34 protein-coding genes and 1 tRNA gene are annotated in these 18,910 nt (G+C 36.6%); 14 read left to right on the top strand and 21 right to left on the bottom strand.

All coding sequences use genetic code 11. The features are described 5' to 3' along the window. Positions 1–338 precede the first annotated feature (338 nt). On the bottom strand, positions 339–737 hold the full coding sequence (locus O5639_RS03570; protein WP_269625115.1) for a hypothetical protein: 399 nt from the start codon (positions 735–737) through the stop codon (positions 339–341). 1,021 nt (positions 738–1,758) lie between these two features. On the opposite strand from O5639_RS03570, the gene O5639_RS03565 reads away from it, so the two are divergent. After that, positions 1,759–1,832, top strand: a tRNA-Pro gene (locus O5639_RS03565). 98 nt (positions 1,833–1,930) lie between these two features. On the opposite strand, the gene O5639_RS03560 is transcribed toward O5639_RS03565, so the two are convergent. Together O5639_RS03560 and O5639_RS03555 are read right to left on the bottom strand one after the other, a co-directional pair. After that, entirely contained in the window at positions 1,931–2,080 is a 150-nt protein-coding gene (locus O5639_RS03560; RefSeq protein ID WP_269625114.1) for a hypothetical protein, read from the bottom strand. Positions 2,081–2,204: 124 nt separating this feature from the next. Beyond that, positions 2,205–3,107 (bottom strand): GIY-YIG nuclease family protein, encoded by a 903-nt coding sequence (locus O5639_RS03555; RefSeq protein ID WP_269625113.1) that lies wholly within the window; start codon positions 3,105–3,107, stop codon positions 2,205–2,207. Between the two features lie 242 nt (positions 3,108–3,349). Here O5639_RS03555 and O5639_RS03550 point away from each other — a divergent pair, with 242 nt between their 5' ends. Continuing rightward, on the top strand, positions 3,350–3,832 hold the full coding sequence (locus O5639_RS03550) for a hypothetical protein (RefSeq protein WP_269625112.1): 483 nt from the start codon (positions 3,350–3,352) through the stop codon (positions 3,830–3,832). A 156-nt stretch (positions 3,833–3,988) separates the two neighbouring features. On the opposite strand, the gene O5639_RS03545 is transcribed toward O5639_RS03550, so the two are convergent. Together O5639_RS03545 and O5639_RS03540 are read right to left on the bottom strand one after the other, a co-directional pair. Then, a complete protein-coding gene (locus O5639_RS03545) occupies positions 3,989–4,543 on the bottom strand; it encodes a hypothetical protein (protein WP_269625111.1) in 555 nt (184 codons plus the stop codon). Then, positions 4,543–5,199: a hypothetical protein gene (locus tag O5639_RS03540; protein ID WP_269625110.1), complete on the bottom strand. Its 657-nt coding sequence runs from the start codon at positions 5,197–5,199 to the stop codon at positions 4,543–4,545. The genes O5639_RS03545 and O5639_RS03540 overlap by 1 nt, the downstream gene beginning before the upstream one ends. Positions 5,200–5,479: 280 nt before the next feature. Between O5639_RS03540 and O5639_RS03535 the strand changes: the two genes are divergently transcribed. Continuing rightward, positions 5,480–6,271, top strand: a complete 792-nt coding sequence (locus tag O5639_RS03535; protein WP_269625109.1) for an SIMPL domain-containing protein — start codon at positions 5,480–5,482, stop codon at positions 6,269–6,271. A gap of 82 nt (positions 6,272–6,353) precedes the next feature. Here O5639_RS03535 and O5639_RS03530 read toward each other — a convergent pair whose 3' ends face one another. Continuing rightward, positions 6,354–6,662 (bottom strand): hypothetical protein, encoded by a 309-nt coding sequence (locus tag O5639_RS03530; RefSeq protein ID WP_269625108.1) that lies wholly within the window; start codon positions 6,660–6,662, stop codon positions 6,354–6,356. A gap of 311 nt (positions 6,663–6,973) precedes the next feature. On the opposite strand from O5639_RS03530, the gene O5639_RS03525 reads away from it, so the two are divergent. The 3 genes from O5639_RS03525 (at position 6,974) to O5639_RS03515 (ending at position 8,090) form a co-directional block, all read left to right on the top strand. Next, a complete protein-coding gene (locus O5639_RS03525; protein WP_269625107.1) occupies positions 6,974–7,261 on the top strand; it encodes a DUF3104 domain-containing protein in 288 nt (95 codons plus the stop codon). Between the two features lie 2 nt (positions 7,262–7,263). Next, a complete protein-coding gene (locus O5639_RS03520) occupies positions 7,264–7,398 on the top strand; it encodes a hypothetical protein (protein WP_269625106.1) in 135 nt (44 codons plus the stop codon). Between the two features lie 557 nt (positions 7,399–7,955). Then, complete coding sequence (locus tag O5639_RS03515; protein WP_269625105.1) at positions 7,956–8,090, top strand: hypothetical protein; 135 nt, start codon at positions 7,956–7,958, stop codon at positions 8,088–8,090. Between the two features lie 211 nt (positions 8,091–8,301). On the opposite strand, the gene O5639_RS03510 is transcribed toward O5639_RS03515, so the two are convergent. Next, complete coding sequence (locus O5639_RS03510; protein ID WP_269625104.1) at positions 8,302–8,442, bottom strand: hypothetical protein; 141 nt, start codon at positions 8,440–8,442, stop codon at positions 8,302–8,304. After that, entirely contained in the window at positions 8,443–8,589 is a 147-nt protein-coding gene (locus tag O5639_RS03505) for a hypothetical protein (RefSeq protein WP_269625103.1), read from the bottom strand. It abuts the gene before it with no gap. 1,308 nt (positions 8,590–9,897) lie between these two features. Here O5639_RS03505 and O5639_RS03500 point away from each other — a divergent pair. Both O5639_RS03500 and O5639_RS03495 read left to right on the top strand, forming a co-directional pair. Next, a complete protein-coding gene (locus tag O5639_RS03500) occupies positions 9,898–10,116 on the top strand; it encodes a hypothetical protein (protein WP_269625102.1) in 219 nt (72 codons plus the stop codon). 69 nt (positions 10,117–10,185) lie between these two features. After that, positions 10,186–10,335, top strand: coding sequence for a hypothetical protein (locus O5639_RS03495; RefSeq protein WP_269625101.1), 150 nt, complete (start codon positions 10,186–10,188; stop codon positions 10,333–10,335). A gap of 112 nt (positions 10,336–10,447) precedes the next feature. Here the strand turns inward: O5639_RS03495 and O5639_RS03490 are convergent, their stop codons facing one another. After that, entirely contained in the window at positions 10,448–10,786 is a 339-nt protein-coding gene (locus tag O5639_RS03490; protein ID WP_269625100.1) for a hypothetical protein, read from the bottom strand. An 85-nt stretch (positions 10,787–10,871) separates the two neighbouring features. On the opposite strand from O5639_RS03490, the gene O5639_RS03485 reads away from it, so the two are divergent. After that, the gene (locus O5639_RS03485) at positions 10,872–11,264 is read left to right on the top strand and encodes a hypothetical protein (RefSeq protein WP_269625099.1); all 393 of its coding nucleotides are present in this window, start codon (positions 10,872–10,874) and stop codon (positions 11,262–11,264) included. 233 nt (positions 11,265–11,497) lie between these two features. Here the strand turns inward: O5639_RS03485 and O5639_RS03480 are convergent, their stop codons facing one another. Further along, on the bottom strand, positions 11,498–11,605 hold the full coding sequence (locus tag O5639_RS03480; protein ID WP_011125327.1) for a high light inducible protein: 108 nt from the start codon (positions 11,603–11,605) through the stop codon (positions 11,498–11,500). A gap of 1,342 nt (positions 11,606–12,947) precedes the next feature. Between O5639_RS03480 and O5639_RS03475 the strand changes: the two genes are divergently transcribed. Beyond that, the gene (locus tag O5639_RS03475) at positions 12,948–13,118 is read left to right on the top strand and encodes a hypothetical protein (protein ID WP_269625098.1); all 171 of its coding nucleotides are present in this window, start codon (positions 12,948–12,950) and stop codon (positions 13,116–13,118) included. A 55-nt stretch (positions 13,119–13,173) separates the two neighbouring features. On the opposite strand, the gene arfB is transcribed toward O5639_RS03475, so the two are convergent. The 7 genes from arfB to O5639_RS03440 all read right to left on the bottom strand — a co-directional run bounded on the left by arfB (position 13,174) and on the right by O5639_RS03440 (position 15,311). Further along, on the bottom strand, positions 13,174–13,596 hold the full coding sequence (gene arfB, locus O5639_RS03470; protein ID WP_269625097.1) for an alternative ribosome rescue aminoacyl-tRNA hydrolase ArfB: 423 nt from the start codon (positions 13,594–13,596) through the stop codon (positions 13,174–13,176). Positions 13,597–13,646: 50 nt separating this feature from the next. Further along, positions 13,647–13,796 carry a hypothetical protein gene (locus O5639_RS03465; protein ID WP_269625096.1) on the bottom strand — a complete coding sequence of 50 codons (150 nt, stop codon included), beginning with the start codon at positions 13,794–13,796 and terminating at the stop codon, positions 13,647–13,649. Positions 13,797–14,192: 396 nt separating this feature from the next. Further along, a complete protein-coding gene (locus O5639_RS03460) occupies positions 14,193–14,378 on the bottom strand; it encodes a hypothetical protein (RefSeq protein ID WP_269625095.1) in 186 nt (61 codons plus the stop codon). Positions 14,379–14,383: 5 nt separating this feature from the next. After that, positions 14,384–14,593 (bottom strand): hypothetical protein, encoded by a 210-nt coding sequence (locus tag O5639_RS03455; protein ID WP_269625094.1) that lies wholly within the window; start codon positions 14,591–14,593, stop codon positions 14,384–14,386. After that, a complete protein-coding gene (locus O5639_RS03450; protein ID WP_269625093.1) occupies positions 14,594–14,734 on the bottom strand; it encodes a hypothetical protein in 141 nt (46 codons plus the stop codon). It lies immediately after the preceding gene. Next, positions 14,731–14,904, bottom strand: coding sequence for a hypothetical protein (locus tag O5639_RS03445; RefSeq protein WP_269625092.1), 174 nt, complete (start codon positions 14,902–14,904; stop codon positions 14,731–14,733). Before O5639_RS03445 ends, O5639_RS03450 begins: the two co-directional genes overlap by 4 nt. 131 nt (positions 14,905–15,035) lie before the next feature. Then, entirely contained in the window at positions 15,036–15,311 is a 276-nt protein-coding gene (locus O5639_RS03440; RefSeq protein ID WP_269625091.1) for a cupin domain-containing protein, read from the bottom strand. Positions 15,312–15,561: 250 nt separating this feature from the next. Here O5639_RS03440 and O5639_RS03435 point away from each other — a divergent pair, with 250 nt between their 5' ends. Both O5639_RS03435 and O5639_RS03430 read left to right on the top strand, forming a co-directional pair. After that, the gene (locus O5639_RS03435) at positions 15,562–15,858 is read left to right on the top strand and encodes a DUF1330 domain-containing protein (RefSeq protein WP_269625090.1); all 297 of its coding nucleotides are present in this window, start codon (positions 15,562–15,564) and stop codon (positions 15,856–15,858) included. 81 nt (positions 15,859–15,939) lie between these two features. Beyond that, a complete protein-coding gene (locus O5639_RS03430; protein WP_269625089.1) occupies positions 15,940–16,089 on the top strand; it encodes a hypothetical protein in 150 nt (49 codons plus the stop codon). A 178-nt stretch (positions 16,090–16,267) separates the two neighbouring features. Here the strand turns inward: O5639_RS03430 and O5639_RS03425 are convergent, their stop codons facing one another. Beyond that, positions 16,268–16,570, bottom strand: a complete 303-nt coding sequence (locus O5639_RS03425) for a DUF3303 domain-containing protein (protein ID WP_269613288.1) — start codon at positions 16,568–16,570, stop codon at positions 16,268–16,270. Positions 16,571–16,738: 168 nt separating this feature from the next. Here O5639_RS03425 and clpS point away from each other — a divergent pair, with 168 nt between their 5' ends. Both clpS and O5639_RS03415 read left to right on the top strand, forming a co-directional pair. Continuing rightward, positions 16,739–17,035, top strand: a complete 297-nt coding sequence (clpS, locus tag O5639_RS03420) for an ATP-dependent Clp protease adapter ClpS (protein ID WP_269625088.1) — start codon at positions 16,739–16,741, stop codon at positions 17,033–17,035. 34 nt (positions 17,036–17,069) lie between these two features. Further along, positions 17,070–17,285: a hypothetical protein gene (locus tag O5639_RS03415; RefSeq protein ID WP_269625087.1), complete on the top strand. Its 216-nt coding sequence runs from the start codon at positions 17,070–17,072 to the stop codon at positions 17,283–17,285. Between the two features lie 567 nt (positions 17,286–17,852). Here the strand turns inward: O5639_RS03415 and O5639_RS03410 are convergent. From O5639_RS03410 to O5639_RS03400, 3 genes are all read right to left on the bottom strand, one after another. Continuing rightward, the gene (locus O5639_RS03410) at positions 17,853–18,032 is read right to left on the bottom strand and encodes a hypothetical protein (RefSeq protein ID WP_269625086.1); all 180 of its coding nucleotides are present in this window, start codon (positions 18,030–18,032) and stop codon (positions 17,853–17,855) included. Positions 18,033–18,206: 174 nt separating this feature from the next. Beyond that, complete coding sequence (locus O5639_RS03405; protein ID WP_269625085.1) at positions 18,207–18,461, bottom strand: hypothetical protein; 255 nt, start codon at positions 18,459–18,461, stop codon at positions 18,207–18,209. Between the two features lie 181 nt (positions 18,462–18,642). Beyond that, complete coding sequence (locus tag O5639_RS03400; protein ID WP_269625084.1) at positions 18,643–18,906, bottom strand: hypothetical protein; 264 nt, start codon at positions 18,904–18,906, stop codon at positions 18,643–18,645. Positions 18,907–18,910: the final 4 nt, after the last annotated feature.

The raw sequence follows: 18,910 nt of genomic DNA, 5'->3' as shown, positions 1-18,910 counted from the left end.
GCTAATAATCGTCCTGCGTGGCTTAATTGGGTTTATCTTTTAATATTTTTATATTCTTCTTATTTCTTGTTCAATTATTGGTTAGCAATTTTTGGAAAATAATGTTATTCATTTGGAAATACTACTTATTGATTCTTTATATATTTAATATTTAATTGTTAGGAAATCTTATTTTTGACTGAAGTTATTTTATTTATATTCAAATTATCCAGCAAATACTGGCAAACCAATTGTTGCTGTGCTTATTAATGCTCCGGCAAAAATAATGAAAGGAATCAATGGGTACTTTTCAATCATGAGACTTTAAATACTTTGTGGTTATAGGTAATTATACCATACTAGGTATTTATACCCCAGCCTGGGCTGAAGATAGTCATAATTGCTTGTTCATTCATGCGAGGAGTAGTACGTCGTTTTACGTCCTCTATTGCCTTTTTGTAGTATCGATACTTTCTTTGGTGATCGCTAAAGATTTTTATAACACGCCATTGTTCTACAGGAAACCTCTTCTTAATTTCCTGAGCAAGTTGCTTCTCTTCGTGATTTGGATTTTTTTTCTTAAGTTTGTACTCTATGTTTATCCATTCGAAAAGTTGTTCCAACTCACATGTGATTTCTCCATTTTTCATCCATTTCTCGATGTATTTTTCATCACCATCCTCAATAAAAAAGCATTTCTCTGCGGATGGTAATTTGATCTTATGCAGTAACTCAGCAAAATTTGGTATGAGTTTCACGGACTAATTTAAGCTTAAATTATGAAAAGATTCTATCCTTTCTACGAAGAAAGCAAGTGTGTTCTAGCTCTACTATTTTAAATGTATGTTAAAGGATCCTATAATATTATCCTATAGAAACTTTAGAATAAAGGATGTATAAAATCAAATATAAAAACCGACTTTACTTAGCTCTCTGATAGAACAACAGAAAGAGTTTTTCATTCTCCATAATCTACTATCATGAATATCTATACAATCTAATATTCACTGGATATGTTTCTTTTTGTTTTTATAATTTCTAAACAATATAAATGCGTAAAGTTATTTTAATTATATGTATTAACTTAAAATAAGAAGCTTTTTAGATATATTTGTATTTTCTTTTTATTTGACCTAGATATATGTTGAATTAAGTTGGCTTGTATTTGTTTGATTAACAATTTTATTTTTCGACTTCCAAGGAAAACATCAAGTCCTATTTTAACTATGTGTCAATCTTTCAAATTAGGTGCTTTCATCTTTTAATTTCAGTTAAATATCTTGCCTCTGATTTGATCAAGAGATGGTCCTCTTTTTTTCTCTTCCCTAGTCAATGGAATCCAGTTCCAGTCACAACTAACAGTGAGAAGGTACCCAACGAGTATGTGCCAAATCAATATTAAAAAGGGGTGATCTAAATGAGGAGTCAAAGGATTCGTTATGAATAAATTTTATCCTAGCCATTTATTAGAATTCTCACGAGTTCTTTTATTTAGACTCAATATATATTCAGTAATACAAATCCATTACTGAGAGTTAAATAATATCCTTATATAATTTATCCATAGGGTTAATATTTCTTTTTTATCTAATGATTTGAGTTAATCTCTCCAGGAATCATTTTTAACCTTTGCTAGCAATGCTTTAGTTTCTCACCGTTTAGTGTTTATTCACACAGGTTCGATTAATATTGGAATTGTTATAAGAAAAAATCAAAATCGAGTCAAATTTTAGATGATTTATTCTCTTAGCAGCTATCAGGGGCTACAATCTTAGTTGGCGGGGCGTGGCGCAGCTTGGTAGCGCGGGTGCTTTGGGAGCACTAGGTCGCAGGTTCGAATCCTGTCGCCCCGATCAGTCATAGACAGGTTTCCCAGCCTGTCTTTTTTAATGGGAATACGCTCAAGGTCCCTCACGGGTCCCTCTTGAGTATTGACTCGCTAGTAATAGCTTTATTTCTTGTTTTTCCAGCCGAACATCTCAGCCATTCTTCCAGTTGAAGCGAAGTATCCAATAGCTCCAAGGAACAAACCAAAAGCAATCAGATTGGGAACGATGCCACCAATAATCTGAGCCTCTCCAAAAGTAAGAAGAGTAATCACAACAAATTATTTTTTAGCCAGGACCAAAGCAAGTAGATAAGAGGAGAAAATAAGATCCAGCCAAATAAGGGATTAGGGAAAATTATTAATCCAAGTATCCAACAAAGCCAAAAAGTCCATCTTTTCAAAAGAGACTTTTCAGTTTTTTGCTTCTCCAACCCTTAAGAGCTTCTAACTCTCTACGCTTAGCTGGTGATTCTGTCGTGTACCAAACCCCCAGGCTTCTCAAGGTGTCTTCCATTATTTCTACATGAGACCGAGCAGAACTTTCCCCATCAGAGCTAAGCGTAATAGATCCTTCCCAATAGCCCCAGCAAAGAATTAGCAAGAAGTCCCTTAATATTTCGTTCGCTGATTCTTGAGCTTCATCGGCTGTCTCTGCTCGTGCAACTGATAAGAACAAGTCTTCTCTTGACCAAAGTCTTTCAATCGCATTTAGTAAATCTTCAGAAAGTGGAACCTTGATATCTATATCAGGACTTTCTGCTTTGATTTTTGCATAAGCAAAATAGGAGGACTCTCTTCCAATCTCTATTCCGTTTTCTATTAGTGGTACTTCTTCCCAAAGAGATTCGCCGCTATAGCTGTTGAATATAGTGTCTTGTAGCTCATCAATAACGCTTTGAATTTCAGGTGTGAGCTTAAATTTGACTTTTCTTTTGGCTATTTTCTCAAGTTGCTGAAGTTCTTTTTGTATTGAAGGAGCTATGGAATAGGAACTCGCAACTTCTCCACCTAGAAGATTTATAACCTCAATTACCTCTTCATTGTTTAGCCTGAAGTACTCCGTTTGAGGAACTCGACAATGCTTGTAGCGCTTATGTAGGAGCTTTTCTATTCCACGAATATTGGAAGCTTCTTTAACTGCTACAACTTCATCTGGTTTTAGTTCCTTTACTCTTCTCTTGATAGAGACAGTAATACCAATTTTATAGAGATCTTTGTTCCTAATTACATATACAAATCCTGGTATATCCTCAATTCGTCGAATCTCGTTAAGAATCGATTTTGGGCTGGCATTTTTCACGCTTATAGGTTAATTCATGTTCCTGACTGAGTATCAAAAACGTAGCCAAAAAGAATGATAATCAAATTGAATTTGTAATCTAGGAGGCCTTTAAAGTTCTATAAATGAAATTCGTTGATATGATTTCTCGAGATAAGTAAACACTTGTAAGGCATTGGTTTTATCTTTGATTATTTTGGGTAAATCATGAGATTATCTTATGGAAATTTTTTTGATATCAAGGTTCAATTAATCTTTCTCTAATGCCAAAGACAATTCCCTCTACTGCTGCATACCCTTCTGATGTTTTCAATCTTGATAGAACTGCTTTAGAAGAATCCTATTTGGAAATTCGAAAGAATTATTCGAGCCTGATGAGAAGTCGTGGAGCTTATAAGGGACAGGCAAGAAAAAGTCAGGAAGCAATGAAGGTCCTTGAGGAAAAACTTCGCGCAATAGCAGAACGGGAAGCTTCAGTCAGAGCAGAAGCTTATGAAATGCTTGATATTGTGACTGGTGTTATTGGTGAATTAGAAGATGCTGGTGATGAGTTGGTTGCAGAATATCAAGCATATGAAAAAGGGAGAAAAACATATCAAGGGGGATCATTTATTGGACGTTTAATAAGAGCAGTGATCAAATTTATTAATCGTTGGACTAGCTCAAAGGAGAAACTTGATGTACTAATAAAAAAACAAGAATCAATGAACAAGAAACTTCAGGAAGATCATGGGACGGATAGCTGATTCTCTACGTGCCAATTTGAGAGAAGTAGCTAAATCTGATGCTAGAAGTCTGAAAGAAATGGATGCGGAATTGAGATCTGCAACTCAACTCTCTGGAACTCCTCAACTTACTCAAAGTAAAAAGGTTAAGGCTCTACTCGGACAAGGAAGCTGGAATCAAACTAATAAAACCTTGCAAGAATTATGTAAAAAGAATGGAATAAAAGGTTTCTGGAATTTAAATAAATCGGGCTTAGTAGCTTTGCTTAAAAAAAATGGAGTTACACCACCTCCTAAGCCCATTGAGCAACTTCTAAAGAAAGAGCTAGTTTCTTTAGTTAAAGAATTGCTTGGTGTGTAATGCTCAATAGAGACGTTCACGTTCCTTTCAATTTTCTTATCAGTTTCATCCGTTTTGATAAGGGTGAGAAAGAGTTCGATCCCCTCTGGTTCCTCAAACATCCCGTATTCATTAAATGATTTTTGCGCAACTAAGCTAACGAATCTATTAATAATGTAATCTCTGAAAGCTTCTAAGTTTTCATGTTCCTTGGATAGTTTTTGTATGTATTTCTCGCCATGCTTTGACTTCATTGGATCAAGGATTTCATCCCCAAAATCATCAAAAAGTTCTTTGAGTTGCTCCTTCTCAAGAGAATAGTTTTTCCCCTTCTTCAAGGAATCTCCAATCAATTCAAGAACCTTTTTTGTCGCTGTCTGCTTTTGAGTCATTAGTCTTCCTCCTCCTCGTCTTCCTCGTCTAATTTTTCTAGGTTTGCCTTTGCTATGAGCTCTATAGATGACCAAACTACATCAATTTTATATTGGTTAAGATAATATTTGTTTTGCTCAAACATCGAGGTAAGAGCCTTCTCCCCACATTTTTTATCGATATACTTCACCATGTCTTCTTCATATTTATCGTAGAGAGGAATAATTTCTTCAAGGGAAGCATGATTATAAGCTCTGCCATTCATGCAGCCATGCTCTACGATCTCACGCTGTGTTTCCAGATCGTATGTAGTCAGGATATCTTCAGAAAATTCTTTAATGAGCACTTCCTCATCGGTTTTAGCGAGGGCGAGAATGAGTTTGACATACTCTGGTTCCTCAAACATCCCGTATTCATTAAATGATTTTTGCGCAACTAAGCTAACGAATCTATTAATAATGTAATCTCTGAAAGCTTCTAAGTTTTCATGTTCCTTGGATAGTTTTTGTATGTATTTCTCGCCATGCTTTGACTTCATTGGATCAAGGATTTCATCCCCAAAATCATCAAAAAGTTCTTTGAGTTGCTCCTTCTCAAGAGAATAGTTTTTCCCCTTCTTCAAGGAATCTCCAATCAATTCAAGAACCTTTTTTGTCGCTGTCTGCTTTTCAGCCATCAGCCTTCATCTTCTTTTCTTCTTACCTTTCTAGCTGATCTGGTTCTATTAGGCATCAAGTAAAAAATGTATATATCGATCAATTAGTACATTCAAACTCTTGCGGGCTGGATCAAGGTATTGCATCATCAGGAACCAACTCACAAATCGGAACGCCATCTAATGATGTCCCGATGGGAAGCGAAATACCAGTTCCTTGGTCAATCAAAGAAAGCCAGAGATTCATCTATTCAAATTGAATTGATTTTTCGCTAGATACAACTCCTCACAATTGAATCCAATGAAAGTTCTATCTCTCATAAGAGCTTTACCTTTTAATGCGGTTGAAATTATTCGACGCACTCCTCCTCTAGTTTTTGCTACAACAGTCTTATCAATTGGTGGGCTTATTGGATTTACAAGTGCATCAAAGATTTTGGTTGATGGTCTAAAACCTGCAGCAAACAGCATCACAGTTACTGGAGCAAGTACAGAGCGAATAGAAAGTGATTTTGCAAAATGGGACATTAAGGTTGAAACGACAGGAAATTCTCAGATTGATTCATATAAAAAACATAAAGTATCTATCGAAAAAACAATGACTTTTCTTGATCGTTATGACGTTAAGAACAATGACTACCAATCAGTTGCTCTATTACCTGCCTCAACCTCAAAAGAAATAAATAAAAACCCTAAAACAGGTGAAATAATTTCTAAGAAATGGGTCACTACACAATGGATCGAAATTGAAAGCAATGATGTTTTTAATATTGATCAAACATATAGACAGATGAGTGAACTACTGGGTAAAGGAGTTCTTGTAAGGCCAAGTCGACCAGAGTATACATATACAACACTCGCAGCAAAACGGGTAGATATGCTTGCAAAAGCCACAAAAGATGCACATACAAGAGCTGAAGCTATTGTCTATCAAACGGGTTCAGAACTTGGCAATGTAAGGAAGGTTGATACTGGCGTTTTCCAAATAACAGTACCTAATTCAACAAGAGTAAGTAGCTGGGGGTCTTATGACACAAGCACAATTAATAAAGACATTACTGCTGTGATGGGAGTCACATTCGAAGTCAATTAAACAGGTTTAAAAATGACGTTCATGGAAACAGGTGACTGGCGCATCGTCATGTTTATTGATGGCACTGACACGGAAGGGAAAGCTACATATCAACAACTCTCCCTCCTTCAAGAGCATTGATAGATTCTTTAATTTCTCTTAGTTGCTCAGCGTTCTCTCGATCTGTAATACCTCGATCAATAATCCTAAATAAACTCTCTACTGCTTGAACAACAACATAACCTCTATTGTTCTCGTCATTAATAACATCGATTAGTCTTTGTGCCGCTGCAGGTGCTGCTGCAATGAGTTTGCTATGGCTTTGATCGAGTGCATCTTGCGTTTGACGTTCCAGGAAATCAGTTGCATCAGGATGATCTCGTACGTATTTCCTGAGTGTTCGATAATCCATTCCAACTGATTCAGCAGCATCTTTCCATGACGATCCATTACCTCTAAGAACAAGTGCTCGTTGTACGTGAGGAGGCAGAGGTATCTCTTCTATAGAAGGTCTTCCTTTTCTTCTTGGTTCGAATCCTGTCGCCCCGATCAGTCAGAGACAGGTTTCCCAGCCTGTCTTTTTTAATGGGAAAGTGAGACTGGGATCTCAGCGGGATCTCCTGAGTCTTTACTCGCTAGTGATAGCTTTATTTCTTAGGCAAATACTGTCTGAAACTACTTGACTTAACAGACTTAGAAATTTGGTCTAAAAGGATACTTCCCTTGCTTGATGGATTTGGACAGAATGGACTTATGGATGAACCTTTATTTTTAAAAGTCAGACCAGGGGACGCTGTTCTATATGAAAAGGACCAAATTGGAAAAGTTCTTACTTTTGTTGGCGGCTCTCGTGATCCTGATGCACCCTCACTCTTTCAAATTGCCAACGTAGATTCTGGCGAAATCCGTTGGATTCATGGTGAAGAAGTTACTGACATCGTTAGCGAATATCGGACAACAATCAAAAAGCCTTCCACTTTCTATGAGCAAATTCAGCAGCAACAACAGTAGAAATGAAGCAATTTAAAAATCTATTCCCTTTTATCGCTGCTATTGGAGTTCTCTTCTTGGCAAGTAATTCACCTATGTGGAAACAAATGGTCGAAAACGAAATCAAATCTATTCCTGAGAGGAATTTAAATAGTTAGAGAATGTAGCTTTCCCAGCGAAAGAAGTACACTCACGCCAACCCTTATAAAGGACGAAGAAACCTTAAGTTCTTTTGCCATTGTGGAGAGGTAACTCTTGATTTATTTGTATCGCACGCATTTTTAGGGTGCCGCATCCTCGGATACATTTTTGCAGCAGTAATAAAAAAGAGAGGCTATTTGCCCCTCTTCTGATTATTCCTTTTAATCCTGCAAAGATCGCAGTTGTCTCTTTTGGGGATGGTGAAGGGAGTAAAGAGTTTCATAAAGCCTCCTTTCTTACACCTTCGGTCTAACCCTTCTTTTTATTGGATGGGAGTAGGGAAGCACTACCCCAACCGAACATCATTACTTCAAGAGTACTCTTTATATTTGTCAAATCGGTGAATGGAATGTTCAACCCTTGTATCACCGAAAATTTTTAACCCTCTCTCTGCCATGACTTCAATCAATAATTCTTCAGCAGTTAAGTTCTTAGCTCTTTTCTGTATCCCTGCCCTTCTATTAGCATCTGGTTCATTTAATGTTGCTTCTTCCGTAATCGTTTAATTAGAATAATGCCTTCAAATTTTTCACCCGATTTTTACGAATCCATCCTTGAAGCTTCAGATATAGGTGAGCTTTGGGGAATAGAAAATAGTGATTTAACCCCGCTAGAAATTCAGTTGCTCCTTTCTCATGACTTCAACTGATAAACCAACATTTGATAAAGCAGCATTCGAAAAGAAGGCTTTTAAGTTTCTTCCTTATCTCATTTTTGGAAAAGTTATTTTTGCCGCTTGGTTCATTTCCTACTTGGTGAAACTCTAATTTTTAAGCCATTGACCACCGCCTAACAGTTGTAGGCTTAACACAGTAAATATCTGCAATCTTTTTCCAACCCCGCCGTAACTTTTATAGCTGTTAATTCTTGTTTTTCCAGCCGAACATTTCAGCCATTTTCCCCGTTGAAGCAAAGTATCCAATCGCACCAAGGAAAAAAGCAAAAGCAATCAGATTGGGAACGATTCCACCAATGATTTGAGCTTTAGCGAAGAGAATCATTTATTGATGAGGAGGTACTTTCTCTCCTCGTCTGACTTTTGCTTTTCTAGTTTGTTCAAAATAAATAACTACACCGCAGAAAACCGCTAAACCGATCAAATTAGGAATGCTTCCACCAATTATTTCGAACTCATCAAAGAATTCCATTTAGGTATTCAGCTATTTAGCGAGAACCCCCATTGTAAAACTATTAAAATCAAAGCAGTGGTTACAAACGGTGCAGCCGGGTATTGACTCTTTAATTTGTTAATCGAAAATTGTGACCATGAGAACTGACTTTCGTTAGTTCTTGTTTTCTTTTCTTTTTTGGCTTTTGGAGGTAAACCAGGTTCTCTTCTTCTTTTTGCTTCTCCGATTCTGATCTAGTAAAAGCAAGATAATAAAAGATGCTTTTTCTTACTGTGACTTTAATAGATCATTCTTTTTTTAAGGGCTGTGTTGAGTCTCCCACCCCCCCCTTTAACTTCGATAGCAATCAGCAACGACAATAGTAAATACTTTAGTGGTCTCCATATAGATTTTTACTAGCTTCGGGAGTAGAAATGTATTAAGGATTTTCAGGAGGTTTAGTTATGACCTGCGGAAACCCCTTCAACCATATGCTTAAAAATATTATGGTTGAAATGTTCGATTCACCTTATTTGTGGAAGATCAGGGACGATAAAGAGTTGGAGTGCCTAACGTATGGTTTTTGCTCTAAGCCTGAATCCTTCCCACAGCCTAGAAGAGTAGTCCTTTAGGAGGTTTTAAATGAAATTTACTGAAATGCTTTTGATTTTCTCATCATTGTCTTTGATTTTCTTAGGCTTTTCATTCTTATAGACTAAAAGCTCGGTTGATAGTCGATTTATCCTGGGGGCATTAGCCCCCATTTTTGTGGATCAAGTAAAAAAAGGTTAAAACAAGAAACCCCTCTAGAAATTCCAATAACTAAAGGGGTTATTAATTGACTCGTACTATATAAAGTCAATTATGTCTTGATGAGGTTTGGCCTCAATTGATTTATAGGTGAACATCAACCAGAGAACAAGCAAAGTTTGGAAAGCACTACCTCAACCGAACATTAGTTTTAAATAACTTCATATTTTTATCACATAAGAGCGAGTAACAAGGTTAAAAGCTGCGTTGCGGATCAAACTCTAGTCAGAGAGGTGACAGTCGTCGAAATCCTGTCCCTTTGCTCGCAAATCATAAAAAGTTTCGCTATACGACTAAGAAACTAAAAAAAATGAGAAAACTTTTCCCATCTAATCTTTTTCATAAAGAACATCTGGATCAGGTCTGCTTTTTAAAATAGAGGTTATCCAGAAGTTCATTTGGTTTGAATCCAAAGGAGAGAGGAAGTATCTTTCTTGAGCAATTATTAGAAATTTAAAATTGGGTATTTCTTTCAGGTAGTAAAAATCATTACCTTAGCGAATGTAGTTGTATGGAAATCTAATTTGTCTCGCCACTATGCCTTTTGCTTTTATTTCTGGAACAGGTAATTGGGTACCTTCTTATTCCCTTCTATATATTGTTTTGATCGTGGGAGCGCTCCTTACAGCTGGTGTCGCTATGTCAGCTTTTTCCTTTTACGATGATTACTATTGGAGTGATGAGGATTTTAGAGATCAGCTTAGGTTTCATCCTTCAAATAGGAATTCATCCAATCAAAAGACTCGAAAGGTCTAAACAAGATTTATAAAGTGAGTCATTAAAAAATATGAAAGGGGACTATAAATTAATAATTAGATATTTTTAATGAATTTCTTACAAAATCTTTCTCCGATTAATCAACTTGTAATTTTAGTTGCTTTTATTGGACTTTTATTTGGTTTTTTGGTGGTTTACCTAGATAACAGCAAAGACTATGCATTAAAAAGAGATTGGCGAGATAAAGATACTAAATAATCGCCTAATAAAGAGAAAAATATGAAATACAAATGATACAACTCCACAACGTTGTCGATGTCCAAGATTTTGTCTTATTTATATTTTGTGACCGTAGGTGATAAAAATCATTTCAACCAACCAAGCCTGTCTTTTGATAAGTCTCATCAACTCTGGTCATTTCTTCATCGTCTTCATGAAAAGCACAGGTATACATAAGATTTATCACACGGTCCAAGTCAATCTTTCTATCTGCAACATCCTGCCAAAGCCTCTTAGTTAACTCTTCATCACCTCGAACAAATTGAGCCTGTACTAAATCTCGTACAACCTGAAAAACTGCTTGGCGGTCATTTCTTATTCTTGTCTCTTGGGTTCCTATTTGAGCTTGCGATGACTTTGATGTGAATTTGTTTTTTAGGTTCAATGTATTTTCCTTGATTAAGGAGTCGTTTTGGTTTTTAAAATTCATGGCTAATGTCAAGTGAGAACCAACAAGTCCTGCAACTTCGACTCAAAAATTCTATATATATGAATAAAAACGATTCTAAAAACCGTTGGATCTCTTCAAATTGTATTGGGTTGTAATACTCATCCCATTGTTGATTTTCTCAGTTGATACCATTGTCCCATCAGTCTCAGGCGAAACAATGTTATTTGTGAGAGACTTTGTTGATGTCGTCGCTGCAAGCAATATAGGTATTGGATTCTTATTGATAGTTGCAAGTTTCATTAGAGAACATGAATCTGCTCGGAAAGTGTTATTAGGTGAGTTGGGCTTGATGTCTTGCTTATTGATAGTTGCAGTATTCAATACTCTTAATGTGGGAATTATTGTCGATTCTGGTCAACCTTTGCTGTATTGGATCCTCCTTATTGTTAACCCTGTTTTGGGTACATATGGATTACTAAAAGATAAGCAATGGACTACTTCTTACTACTCGTCTTAACCGCAGGGGTTCTCTCCTCTCTATAGCTTCCATAGCTGAGAAAAGCCATTAGAGGCCAGAAATAGATTTATGAAATTTTAATCAATTCAACTACTACGGAACAGACGTTTAATTAAAACAAAATTTTAGTTGAAAAAAAAAAGTTCTTAACCAGACCGCTAAGAACTTTTGTTAGATCTTTTCAATAGGTTTTGAAAAAATTGTTGATAGGGTTTAAATGGATTGAGCTCCACTTAGAAAATTCCAGGAATAATTTGACCTGTTGTTGCATATGCACCAAAGGCTGCAACGAAGCCAAGCATTGCTGCCCAACCGTTAAACTTTTCTGCTTCAGGAGTCATGGCAAAAAATGAAATATGAAGCAAATATAAAGAACAATTAGCCATGCTGTGAGTTTTTACTCACAGTTTTTGATTATGGGAATTGATGCTTCTTATAAGAAAAGTTTATTTAATCATCGAGATGATTTGTGCTGAGTGCAATCTTTGCTCTCGCTCTTTTTTTCTGGCTAAGTGGCTATTCAAGCTGGAGGAGTTAGTGCTGCATCTAGAAGCAAGATTCAGTTCGGACTGATGTATTGCTTTTCTTTTTGCCTTTTGCTCAAGTAGCCGAATATTTAATTTGGTTGAGCTTGAATGACTTGGTCTGGAAGATAGAAACAACTCAGCGTTGTGGAGTGAGCTTTTCTTGCAAAGGCTTTTTCTGATTAAAGGAAGGTGATTCATCACGTTTCTCGGTAGAGGTAACCCCGTTCCCTGTTACCTAAACATGCATTTCCCTGAGGAAATCGAACGTACATAAAGTGTAGCGGTTGATACCGTTTTATGCGATCAAGTGAAATACTTAATTTGCCACAATAAAAGTCATGGATGCAAAAAGTATATAAATTTAAAATGAATGCTATTTTCAGAATCTTTCAATGCGTAAGTTCGCGATCTCTTTGTTCGCTGCTTTTTCTCTATTTACACCTCTTCTTGTAACTGTTTGCCAAATGGCTTCGGAAGAATAGACAGAAGAACACGATAACAAAGATGACCAGAAGGGACATCATCATGGTCATGATCATTAGATAGCAAAATTATTTTCGAATAAACAAGCACCCTTCCGCATAGATATGCAAAAGCTTGTCATGCAAGTGGGTTTCCCACAAAGAACATAGCTAAGGCGATGGGCCATGCAAAAGAGGTTCACGATGCTAATTGCGCAAAATTCCAACCTGATGGAACAGGTGAAATGTACGAGAAAGCATTCAAAAAGGTAGAAGCTGCATAAATATCATGCGAAATTTTTTATTAGTGAAATTTATGTCAATCTAGAACCTGATATATTTTTATCAAAAATGTGTGAAGCCTAATTACGTATAAGCGAGGACGCAAAGCCCCATGAGATGAATATTATTTATCAATTTAATTAATTGATTCAGTAGCTACTTGACAACGCCTCCTTGTCGTCGTTAGTACAGGTGTGCTGCTAGATGCATATGGCTCCAATGTCCTTCACCCTATGCCGTTTTTCGTGCATCAGACTGGAATTCAGTGGTAGCAGAACCTATGGGATTAAGGCAATGTCTTAGTATCGCACCCAAAAAGTTCTACCCCAGAAGCGTTGCAACCCAGCAGAGGAATGGGACTATCTCGAAGAAGAGACTCTTAAACACACAGGTTCAGCTAGCGTTTGCATGACATGTCAACATTTCAATTATTGCTGCGAGAGGCATTCCAGAACGATTCTTATTTGTCGTCTACACTAACGTCTTATGCCTCATGGAGACCATCTGACTTCAAAGTGTCTGTGTGGGATGCAGCGACTCGAGAGAAAGATTGGATGGAGTCCAGAGGCTGCTTAGACTTATGAGATGTAAGGAGTAAAGAATGTAGGAGAAGTTTTTTCCTCGATCTTATTATTGTTTTCAGTAATCTATATTTGATTGTCTGCTCTTCTTTAGTTCACCTCTTTTCTTCTTTGACTCAACCCTCTTCCTTTTAGAGGAGCGTGTTGGTTTGGTCTCCCTTCTCTTCTTTAGAGGCGGCTTTAATATCTCTCGTAAGATTGAAGCAAGCCTGGTTAAAGCCAGTTGTCTGTTCTGATATTGAGTTCTCTTATCCTGAACAGCTATACAAATACACCCATTGGTTAACTTAAGTTCATCCTGAATTGAGATCCTTTGCTTCTGATATGGAGTTAATGTTTTTGATTCAGATACGTTAAATACAATTTCAACTCGACTTTCTGTCTTGTTTACGTTCTGTCCACCTGCTCCTGATGATCTAGAGAATCTCCACTGTATTTCGTTGGCTGGTATTTCAAGTTTAGAATTAACCGTTAGATTCATTTGTCTTTTTATTTTTTTTTCGTCATAACTTTTAGAGACTTCAACATTATTTATGAGTAATAACGATCAGCCATCTCTTTGAGCATTTTTCTGATGTGCGCATCTTTGGCATTAGTTTCTTTTTTTAATTTCTCACATGCACCTTTAACTTGCATCCAAACTGCTTCCATCACTTCCCGTTCTCTTCTGTAGGTTTCCACTTAGATGATTCCATGCAAGAGATAATAAAAGAAATTGAACTCCTAAAACGCAATGAAAAGTAGATCAGAAATATTAGATGAGATCATGTTCTATATCCTTGAACGAGCCAAGTGCGAAGAATCGACTGACAAGTACCTTGAGCATGTGCTCGATTACTGCAAGAAGGATTACCAAAAAGTTTGCGACAAGAAGAAGGAAGATTAGTTATCTCTTACCTTCTTCAGCCAATAGGGAATAAAAGTCTTTTCCTTCTTCGCTGAATCATATAAATAGTCAGATGTCCCTTCCAATAAAGCTGCAAGGGTTATTCGCACGCTAGGGAAAGTAAGACCAAAAAGAATAGCAATCAAAAAGAATATTCTCACTTGTTCATTTCAATGAATCTACTTGGTTCATCACCAAAATTTTCTTTTACCAGTCCAGTTATACAACAACCAAATCACAAATCCAACCATAAACAACGGCATAAAACTATCGAGCAGTAAATAGGCTGAATAAACAATTAAAGGGAAAAACATTACACGTTTAATATTTAGACGTCTACCTCTTGATGTTCTTCTCCATAGTTTTATAAAAGGCATATATTCTATTCCTGTTTAGTAGGGGATAATCTATCGATTTTAGCTTGTTGATTTTTTAGTTTTTCTCTTTCTATTTTTGCAGCTCCATAAGTACTCCGAACGCTAAAAGTTATAAAGATTGCATTAATGGCTCCAACGATAATAATCCCTACAATAATTTTATTAATTCCCTCAGGTGAACTTAGATATTCAAATAGGACTTCTTGATTAAACATTTAGTGAACAATCAATCTTTCTAGTAATAGAGCTACAAATACTCCTTTAAAAAAGACAAGCCAAAGTAATCCATAATCAGTCAGACCAAGCTTCTTTTTATACCAAGCAATTAGTTGCTTATTCTTGTCTATAAGTTTCATTCTTTTATATCAATAATTTCATAATAGGGACGGTCCCCATAATCAGCATCAGAGCAACAAACATCGGAATAAATTTCTTCTAATAGATCGTATGCCTCGTCATAGCTGTTGAAAGATTGCTGAGTAATTTCGTCAGATTTTTTATCTTGTCTAACGATTTTATAAATCATGGTGAGATTGATTAGCTTGATAAAAGAGTTCCGAACAATCCCGCAAAGGCAGAAAGGACAAAAATTGCAACGATACCGATTGCAATCACTTTAGATATGTTTTTCATCTGATTTGATAGTGCTTACTTAGTTTAACCACCAAATTGATAATGCTTTCGGACTGCCTTATGAACATCCCATCTACAGTCCATTCCAGCTGGGAAGACAACTAAGTCTCCTGCACCAAACTTTACTGCTTCTCCCCCCTCAGGAGTGACTGTGACTTCACCCTCAAGCAACAAACAAGTCTCTTTATCGTCATAAGTCCAATCAAAAGAGCTTGCTTCACAAGTCCAGATTGGCCAGCTTTTAATTCCTAGTTCCTCAATAGTGGTCTCAGGACAAGGAGAAGTTACTGATATAGACAAGAGGTGAAAATCTAGTGAACTTCTTTTTAGCTTCTCTTGGAAACAGTTGTCTATAGCTAATTAAATTTTTAGCAAAAATGTCTAAAGCCTATTTATGTCATACGGGGAATAAAAGCCATTCCTGTAGAAGCGATTTAGCTTGAGGCTTTTTGTTATTTGAAGAAACTGCGAGCTTCGCTATTTGATTCTCTAATATTTCTATCCAAACCAGATGGAGTATGTAAAAATTTCTTGAATTGATTTTTATTTGATGGCTAAGGGTCTTTGGCTTGTTACTACAACAGTTACGAATCCAGCTTTTGCTGAATATGTTGAAGCCTTTCAGCCTTGGGTTGACTCGGTAGGTGGTTCTGTTTTTGCCAAAGATATGGAAGCCGAAACTGTTGAAGGAAAGGGTGGAAAATTAGGAGTCATTATTGAGTTTCCCTCAAAGCAAGATGCAATTGATGCTTTTAATAGTTCTGAATATCAAGAACTAAGCAAATTACGTTGGGCAAATTCAACAGATACTAATATCACCATCATTGATGGCGGAGTAACTCATTAATGAATGTTTAGTGTGATTAGAATGGATTTAACGGCTAAAGAAAAATGCTCTTAAGATGTTGAGCCTACTTTTAAGTACAAAGTGAAAAAGGTTATTTCATTGTTTTTTGCTCTTTCAGTTATTGGAAGTCCATCTCTTGCATGGGGTTGGGGTGAAGGTGGCTGTTCTGGTTCAAAAGACAAAACCAATCAAGAAACAAAAACTGAACAAGCAAAAGAAACTGACGCATAAGTTGGAAGAACAAGAAAAGCAGCCAGAATTTTTAATTGAATATTTTCTGGTATGAAAAAAGGTAGCTTTCTATGAAGAACCATCTCAAAGGGAGTATCTAGATTAGAAGGTTAAAGCTCGGTTGTCAGTTGATTTATTTGTGGGGACTTAATACCCCTATCTAATAGCCAAGTAACTTTTACGACTTGATTTCGTTGTGAACTTCTAGAAACTCACTATCTGTGAGTACTGGAACCACTTCAATATCAACTCCAAATCCAGCACACCAAGGATGACAAGATTTCCAAACAGCTTTGTGGTCTGAGGCTTTAACGATTTCCCATCCGTTAGCACCCTCAGGATTTACAACTCTTAAAACGACTTCAAAACCTTCAAATTTGTCATACTCAGCACCGCCTTCAAGATATTCAGCAAATGCATCACAGCCTTTTATGTGTGCTTCTTGATTAGGGAACTGCCAATGAACTACGTAAGTTTGCATCAATTAAATTTATAAAAATTTATTAGACCACAGTTTATGAAAAAAGGATGTTCTTTAAAAAAGAAGATGCTGAAAAGTAAACTATTTTTCTTGCAGATCAACTCCTAGCAGTTAAGCTGAAAGCCAGGCTGAAAGCTGATTTATCTTGTGGCTTTGGCCCCCATCTTTATGGATCAAATTACTGATATAACTACTACAGTCATAGATCCAAAGACAACAAAAAAGAAATATCCAGAAGCAAGGGTAATAGTTCTTGATGACAATTTTAATTCGTTTGAACATGTGGCTAATTGTCTTGAGACAATCATCCCAGGAATGAGTGAAAAAAGATCATGGGAACTTGCCTTCGAAGTAGATAGGGAAGGTTCGGCGAAAGTATGGAGAGGCCCTCTTGAACAGGCAGAGCTATATCATCAGCAGCTTGTCAGCAAAGGATTAACAATGGCACCAATTGAAAAAACATAATTTTTCTCATTGAATTGAAACCCTTACAAAAGCAATGAAAAAACTCTTATCGCTTGCTCTTGGTCTTCTTTTGTTTTTCTGTCCTTTAGAAGTTCAATCAGAGGAAATAGCTGATTCATCTTCACCTGATCCAATGTCGAAAGAGGTAATTAGATTTTTACAAGGGGAGGACATTTATCAAGGCACTCTTTCTTGGCAAGGCAACAAAGCTTTGACCAAATTTAATTACGACAAGCCAAAGAAAAAATAGATAGGAAAGCCCTACCTCAACCGATCATCAGTTTAGAGAACTTCTACTTGGACTAATCAAATGCGAGAGTAAGTAACAGGGTTTAAGGCTGTGTTGCGGATCAAGCCAGTCAGAGAAGGGGACAGTCGTCGAAATCCTGTTCCTTTCCTCGCAAATCATAAAAAGCTCATTGGGTCTTTACTTTTTTTGTCAACAAAAACTAATGTTAAGCCTTACATTTCCTACATACAGGGCGTAACCAATTCACTTCGAGACTCAAATTAGGAGCTTAAAGTAACTATTAAAGTTAGTGCCCCCCTTGAAAAAAGGGGGAGTCTATTGGAGAGCTCAAAATATACTAATTAGAAAACCTTACGTGTCAGCTTTCCTCGGTTATGGTCTAAAGCTGCTAGTTTGCTTTCTTCGTTTTTATCCAATGTTGGATGAACTTAGAGAAACAACACGCGAAAGTTTTAAAACTTCAAGCCAAAGCGGATGCTTGTACTTCAAGAAAAGAGGCTCTAAAAATTTTAAAAAAATCTGATAAGGCTCTCCATAAACTTTCTAGGCCATAAACCATCGCCCAACTTATTCTAGGACTGAATCGAAGTCACGTAGATATGAGTATTCTCCTGTAGTACAAAAATCTGATGTAGAACCTCCACTACCTTTTACAGAATCACAAGTGAAATTGCCTGCGCCATCTATATCCATAAAATCTAAAGCACCTATTCCATAGCCGCTACCACCTCCTCCAGCACCATGCATCCAGTCAGTAATACCGCCAGGGGAAGAAAAAATAAATTACGCAAAAGTGTCGAAGACTTTCTTCTCATACAAACTGGAATTTTCGTATTACAGAGAGAAAGCAATAGAAAAAGGGGGCAAAGTGCCCCCTCATGATCGTCTCTCATCCACTGACTGTATTTACTAAGCAGTGACTTACTCTTTCTCCTTCTTAGCTGGAGCAAGAGATTTGATATCCTCTTGAAGCTCATGCTCACGATCATCAAGAACCTTTACACGAGCCTGATAACTCTCCTCCAATCTCTTTCGCGAAGTTTTGATATTCTCGAGTTCTTCTTCTCTTTGGCTTCGTTTGATTTCTTCCAACTGACTATCAGAAACTACATAAACTGTTCTCACAGGAGATAAGAATGAATCAGCGAATACTGCATCAAATAAAGAGGAATACATTACATTCATTTCAAAGGACATATTTACTTTGACTCGACTACATGGAATTTAAAATGTTCTAAACCGAAGAATTAGATACGGCCTTTACGACCAAGATCGCTTGCTACTACTGATTAATTGAGTATACCGAAATATAAATAAAATGACGCTTATGAAAATTTATATTTGGTCTAACAAGACCCTACAAAGGTCCTTCTAGCCTATAAACAATATCTTTGCAGTTGTTAGCTTTGTCCCATTCCCTAGCAAAAGGATTATCGAGGATTTTCGCAAAAGCATCTAAGCTTGTGACGTTATAGAAAGAGTGTGATTTATGATCATTGATTTTGTTTAGGTCATAGTCAATAACAACTCCATCTCCATATTCTTTGACAAAATTTTCAATAGTTTCTTCGTAGTACTCAAAGGAACAGTCAAAAGTACATACAATAAAGAGTTTTTCCATTTCT

Origin of the sequence: Prochlorococcus marinus str. MIT 1214, assembly GCF_027359355.1 — a bacterium.
Lineage (GTDB): Bacteria > Cyanobacteriota > Cyanobacteriia > PCC-6307 > Cyanobiaceae > Prochlorococcus_B > Prochlorococcus_B marinus_F.
The sequence above is the reverse complement of the archived record's forward strand: the minus strand, read 5'-3'. Positions and strand labels throughout refer to the sequence as shown.

Coding starts and splice junctions, on each gene's coding strand:
- O5639_RS03550 (WP_269625112.1), top strand. CDS start 3,350: ATGCCAAAGACAATTCCCTCTACTGCTGCATACCCTTCTGATGTTTTC.
- O5639_RS03545 (WP_269625111.1), bottom strand. CDS start 4,543: ATGACTCAAAAGCAGACAGCGACAAAAAAGGTTCTTGAATTGATTGGA.
- O5639_RS03540 (WP_269625110.1), bottom strand. CDS start 5,199: ATGGCTGAAAAGCAGACAGCGACAAAAAAGGTTCTTGAATTGATTGGA.
- O5639_RS03535 (WP_269625109.1), top strand. CDS start 5,480: ATGAAAGTTCTATCTCTCATAAGAGCTTTACCTTTTAATGCGGTTGAA.
- O5639_RS03530 (WP_269625108.1), bottom strand. CDS start 6,662: ATGGATTATCGAACACTCAGGAAATACGTACGAGATCATCCTGATGCA.
- O5639_RS03520 (WP_269625106.1), top strand. CDS start 7,264: ATGAAGCAATTTAAAAATCTATTCCCTTTTATCGCTGCTATTGGAGTT.
- O5639_RS03515 (WP_269625105.1), top strand. CDS start 7,956: ATGCCTTCAAATTTTTCACCCGATTTTTACGAATCCATCCTTGAAGCT.
- O5639_RS03510 (WP_269625104.1), bottom strand. CDS start 8,442: ATGATTCTCTTCGCTAAAGCTCAAATCATTGGTGGAATCGTTCCCAAT.
- O5639_RS03505 (WP_269625103.1), bottom strand. CDS start 8,589: ATGGAATTCTTTGATGAGTTCGAAATAATTGGTGGAAGCATTCCTAAT.
- O5639_RS03500 (WP_269625102.1), top strand. CDS start 9,898: ATGCCTTTTGCTTTTATTTCTGGAACAGGTAATTGGGTACCTTCTTAT.
- O5639_RS03495 (WP_269625101.1), top strand. CDS start 10,186: ATGAATTTCTTACAAAATCTTTCTCCGATTAATCAACTTGTAATTTTA.
- O5639_RS03490 (WP_269625100.1), bottom strand. CDS start 10,786: ATGAATTTTAAAAACCAAAACGACTCCTTAATCAAGGAAAATACATTG.
- O5639_RS03480 (WP_011125327.1), bottom strand. CDS start 11,605: ATGACTCCTGAAGCAGAAAAGTTTAACGGTTGGGCAGCAATGCTTGGC.
- O5639_RS03475 (WP_269625098.1), top strand. CDS start 12,948: ATGTCAACATTTCAATTATTGCTGCGAGAGGCATTCCAGAACGATTCT.
- arfB (WP_269625097.1), bottom strand. CDS start 13,596: ATGAATCTAACGGTTAATTCTAAACTTGAAATACCAGCCAACGAAATA.
- O5639_RS03460 (WP_269625095.1), bottom strand. CDS start 14,378: ATGCCTTTTATAAAACTATGGAGAAGAACATCAAGAGGTAGACGTCTA.
- O5639_RS03455 (WP_269625094.1), bottom strand. CDS start 14,593: ATGTTTAATCAAGAAGTCCTATTTGAATATCTAAGTTCACCTGAGGGA.
- O5639_RS03450 (WP_269625093.1), bottom strand. CDS start 14,734: ATGAAACTTATAGACAAGAATAAGCAACTAATTGCTTGGTATAAAAAG.
- O5639_RS03445 (WP_269625092.1), bottom strand. CDS start 14,904: ATGATTTATAAAATCGTTAGACAAGATAAAAAATCTGACGAAATTACT.
- O5639_RS03435 (WP_269625090.1), top strand. CDS start 15,562: ATGGCTAAGGGTCTTTGGCTTGTTACTACAACAGTTACGAATCCAGCT.
- O5639_RS03425 (WP_269613288.1), bottom strand. CDS start 16,570: ATGCAAACTTACGTAGTTCATTGGCAGTTCCCTAATCAAGAAGCACAC.
- clpS (WP_269625088.1), top strand. CDS start 16,739: ATGGATCAAATTACTGATATAACTACTACAGTCATAGATCCAAAGACA.
- O5639_RS03415 (WP_269625087.1), top strand. CDS start 17,070: ATGAAAAAACTCTTATCGCTTGCTCTTGGTCTTCTTTTGTTTTTCTGT.
- O5639_RS03410 (WP_269625086.1), bottom strand. CDS start 18,032: ATGCATGGTGCTGGAGGAGGTGGTAGCGGCTATGGAATAGGTGCTTTA.
- O5639_RS03405 (WP_269625085.1), bottom strand. CDS start 18,461: ATGTATTCCTCTTTATTTGATGCAGTATTCGCTGATTCATTCTTATCT.
- O5639_RS03400 (WP_269625084.1), bottom strand. CDS start 18,906: ATGGAAAAACTCTTTATTGTATGTACTTTTGACTGTTCCTTTGAGTAC.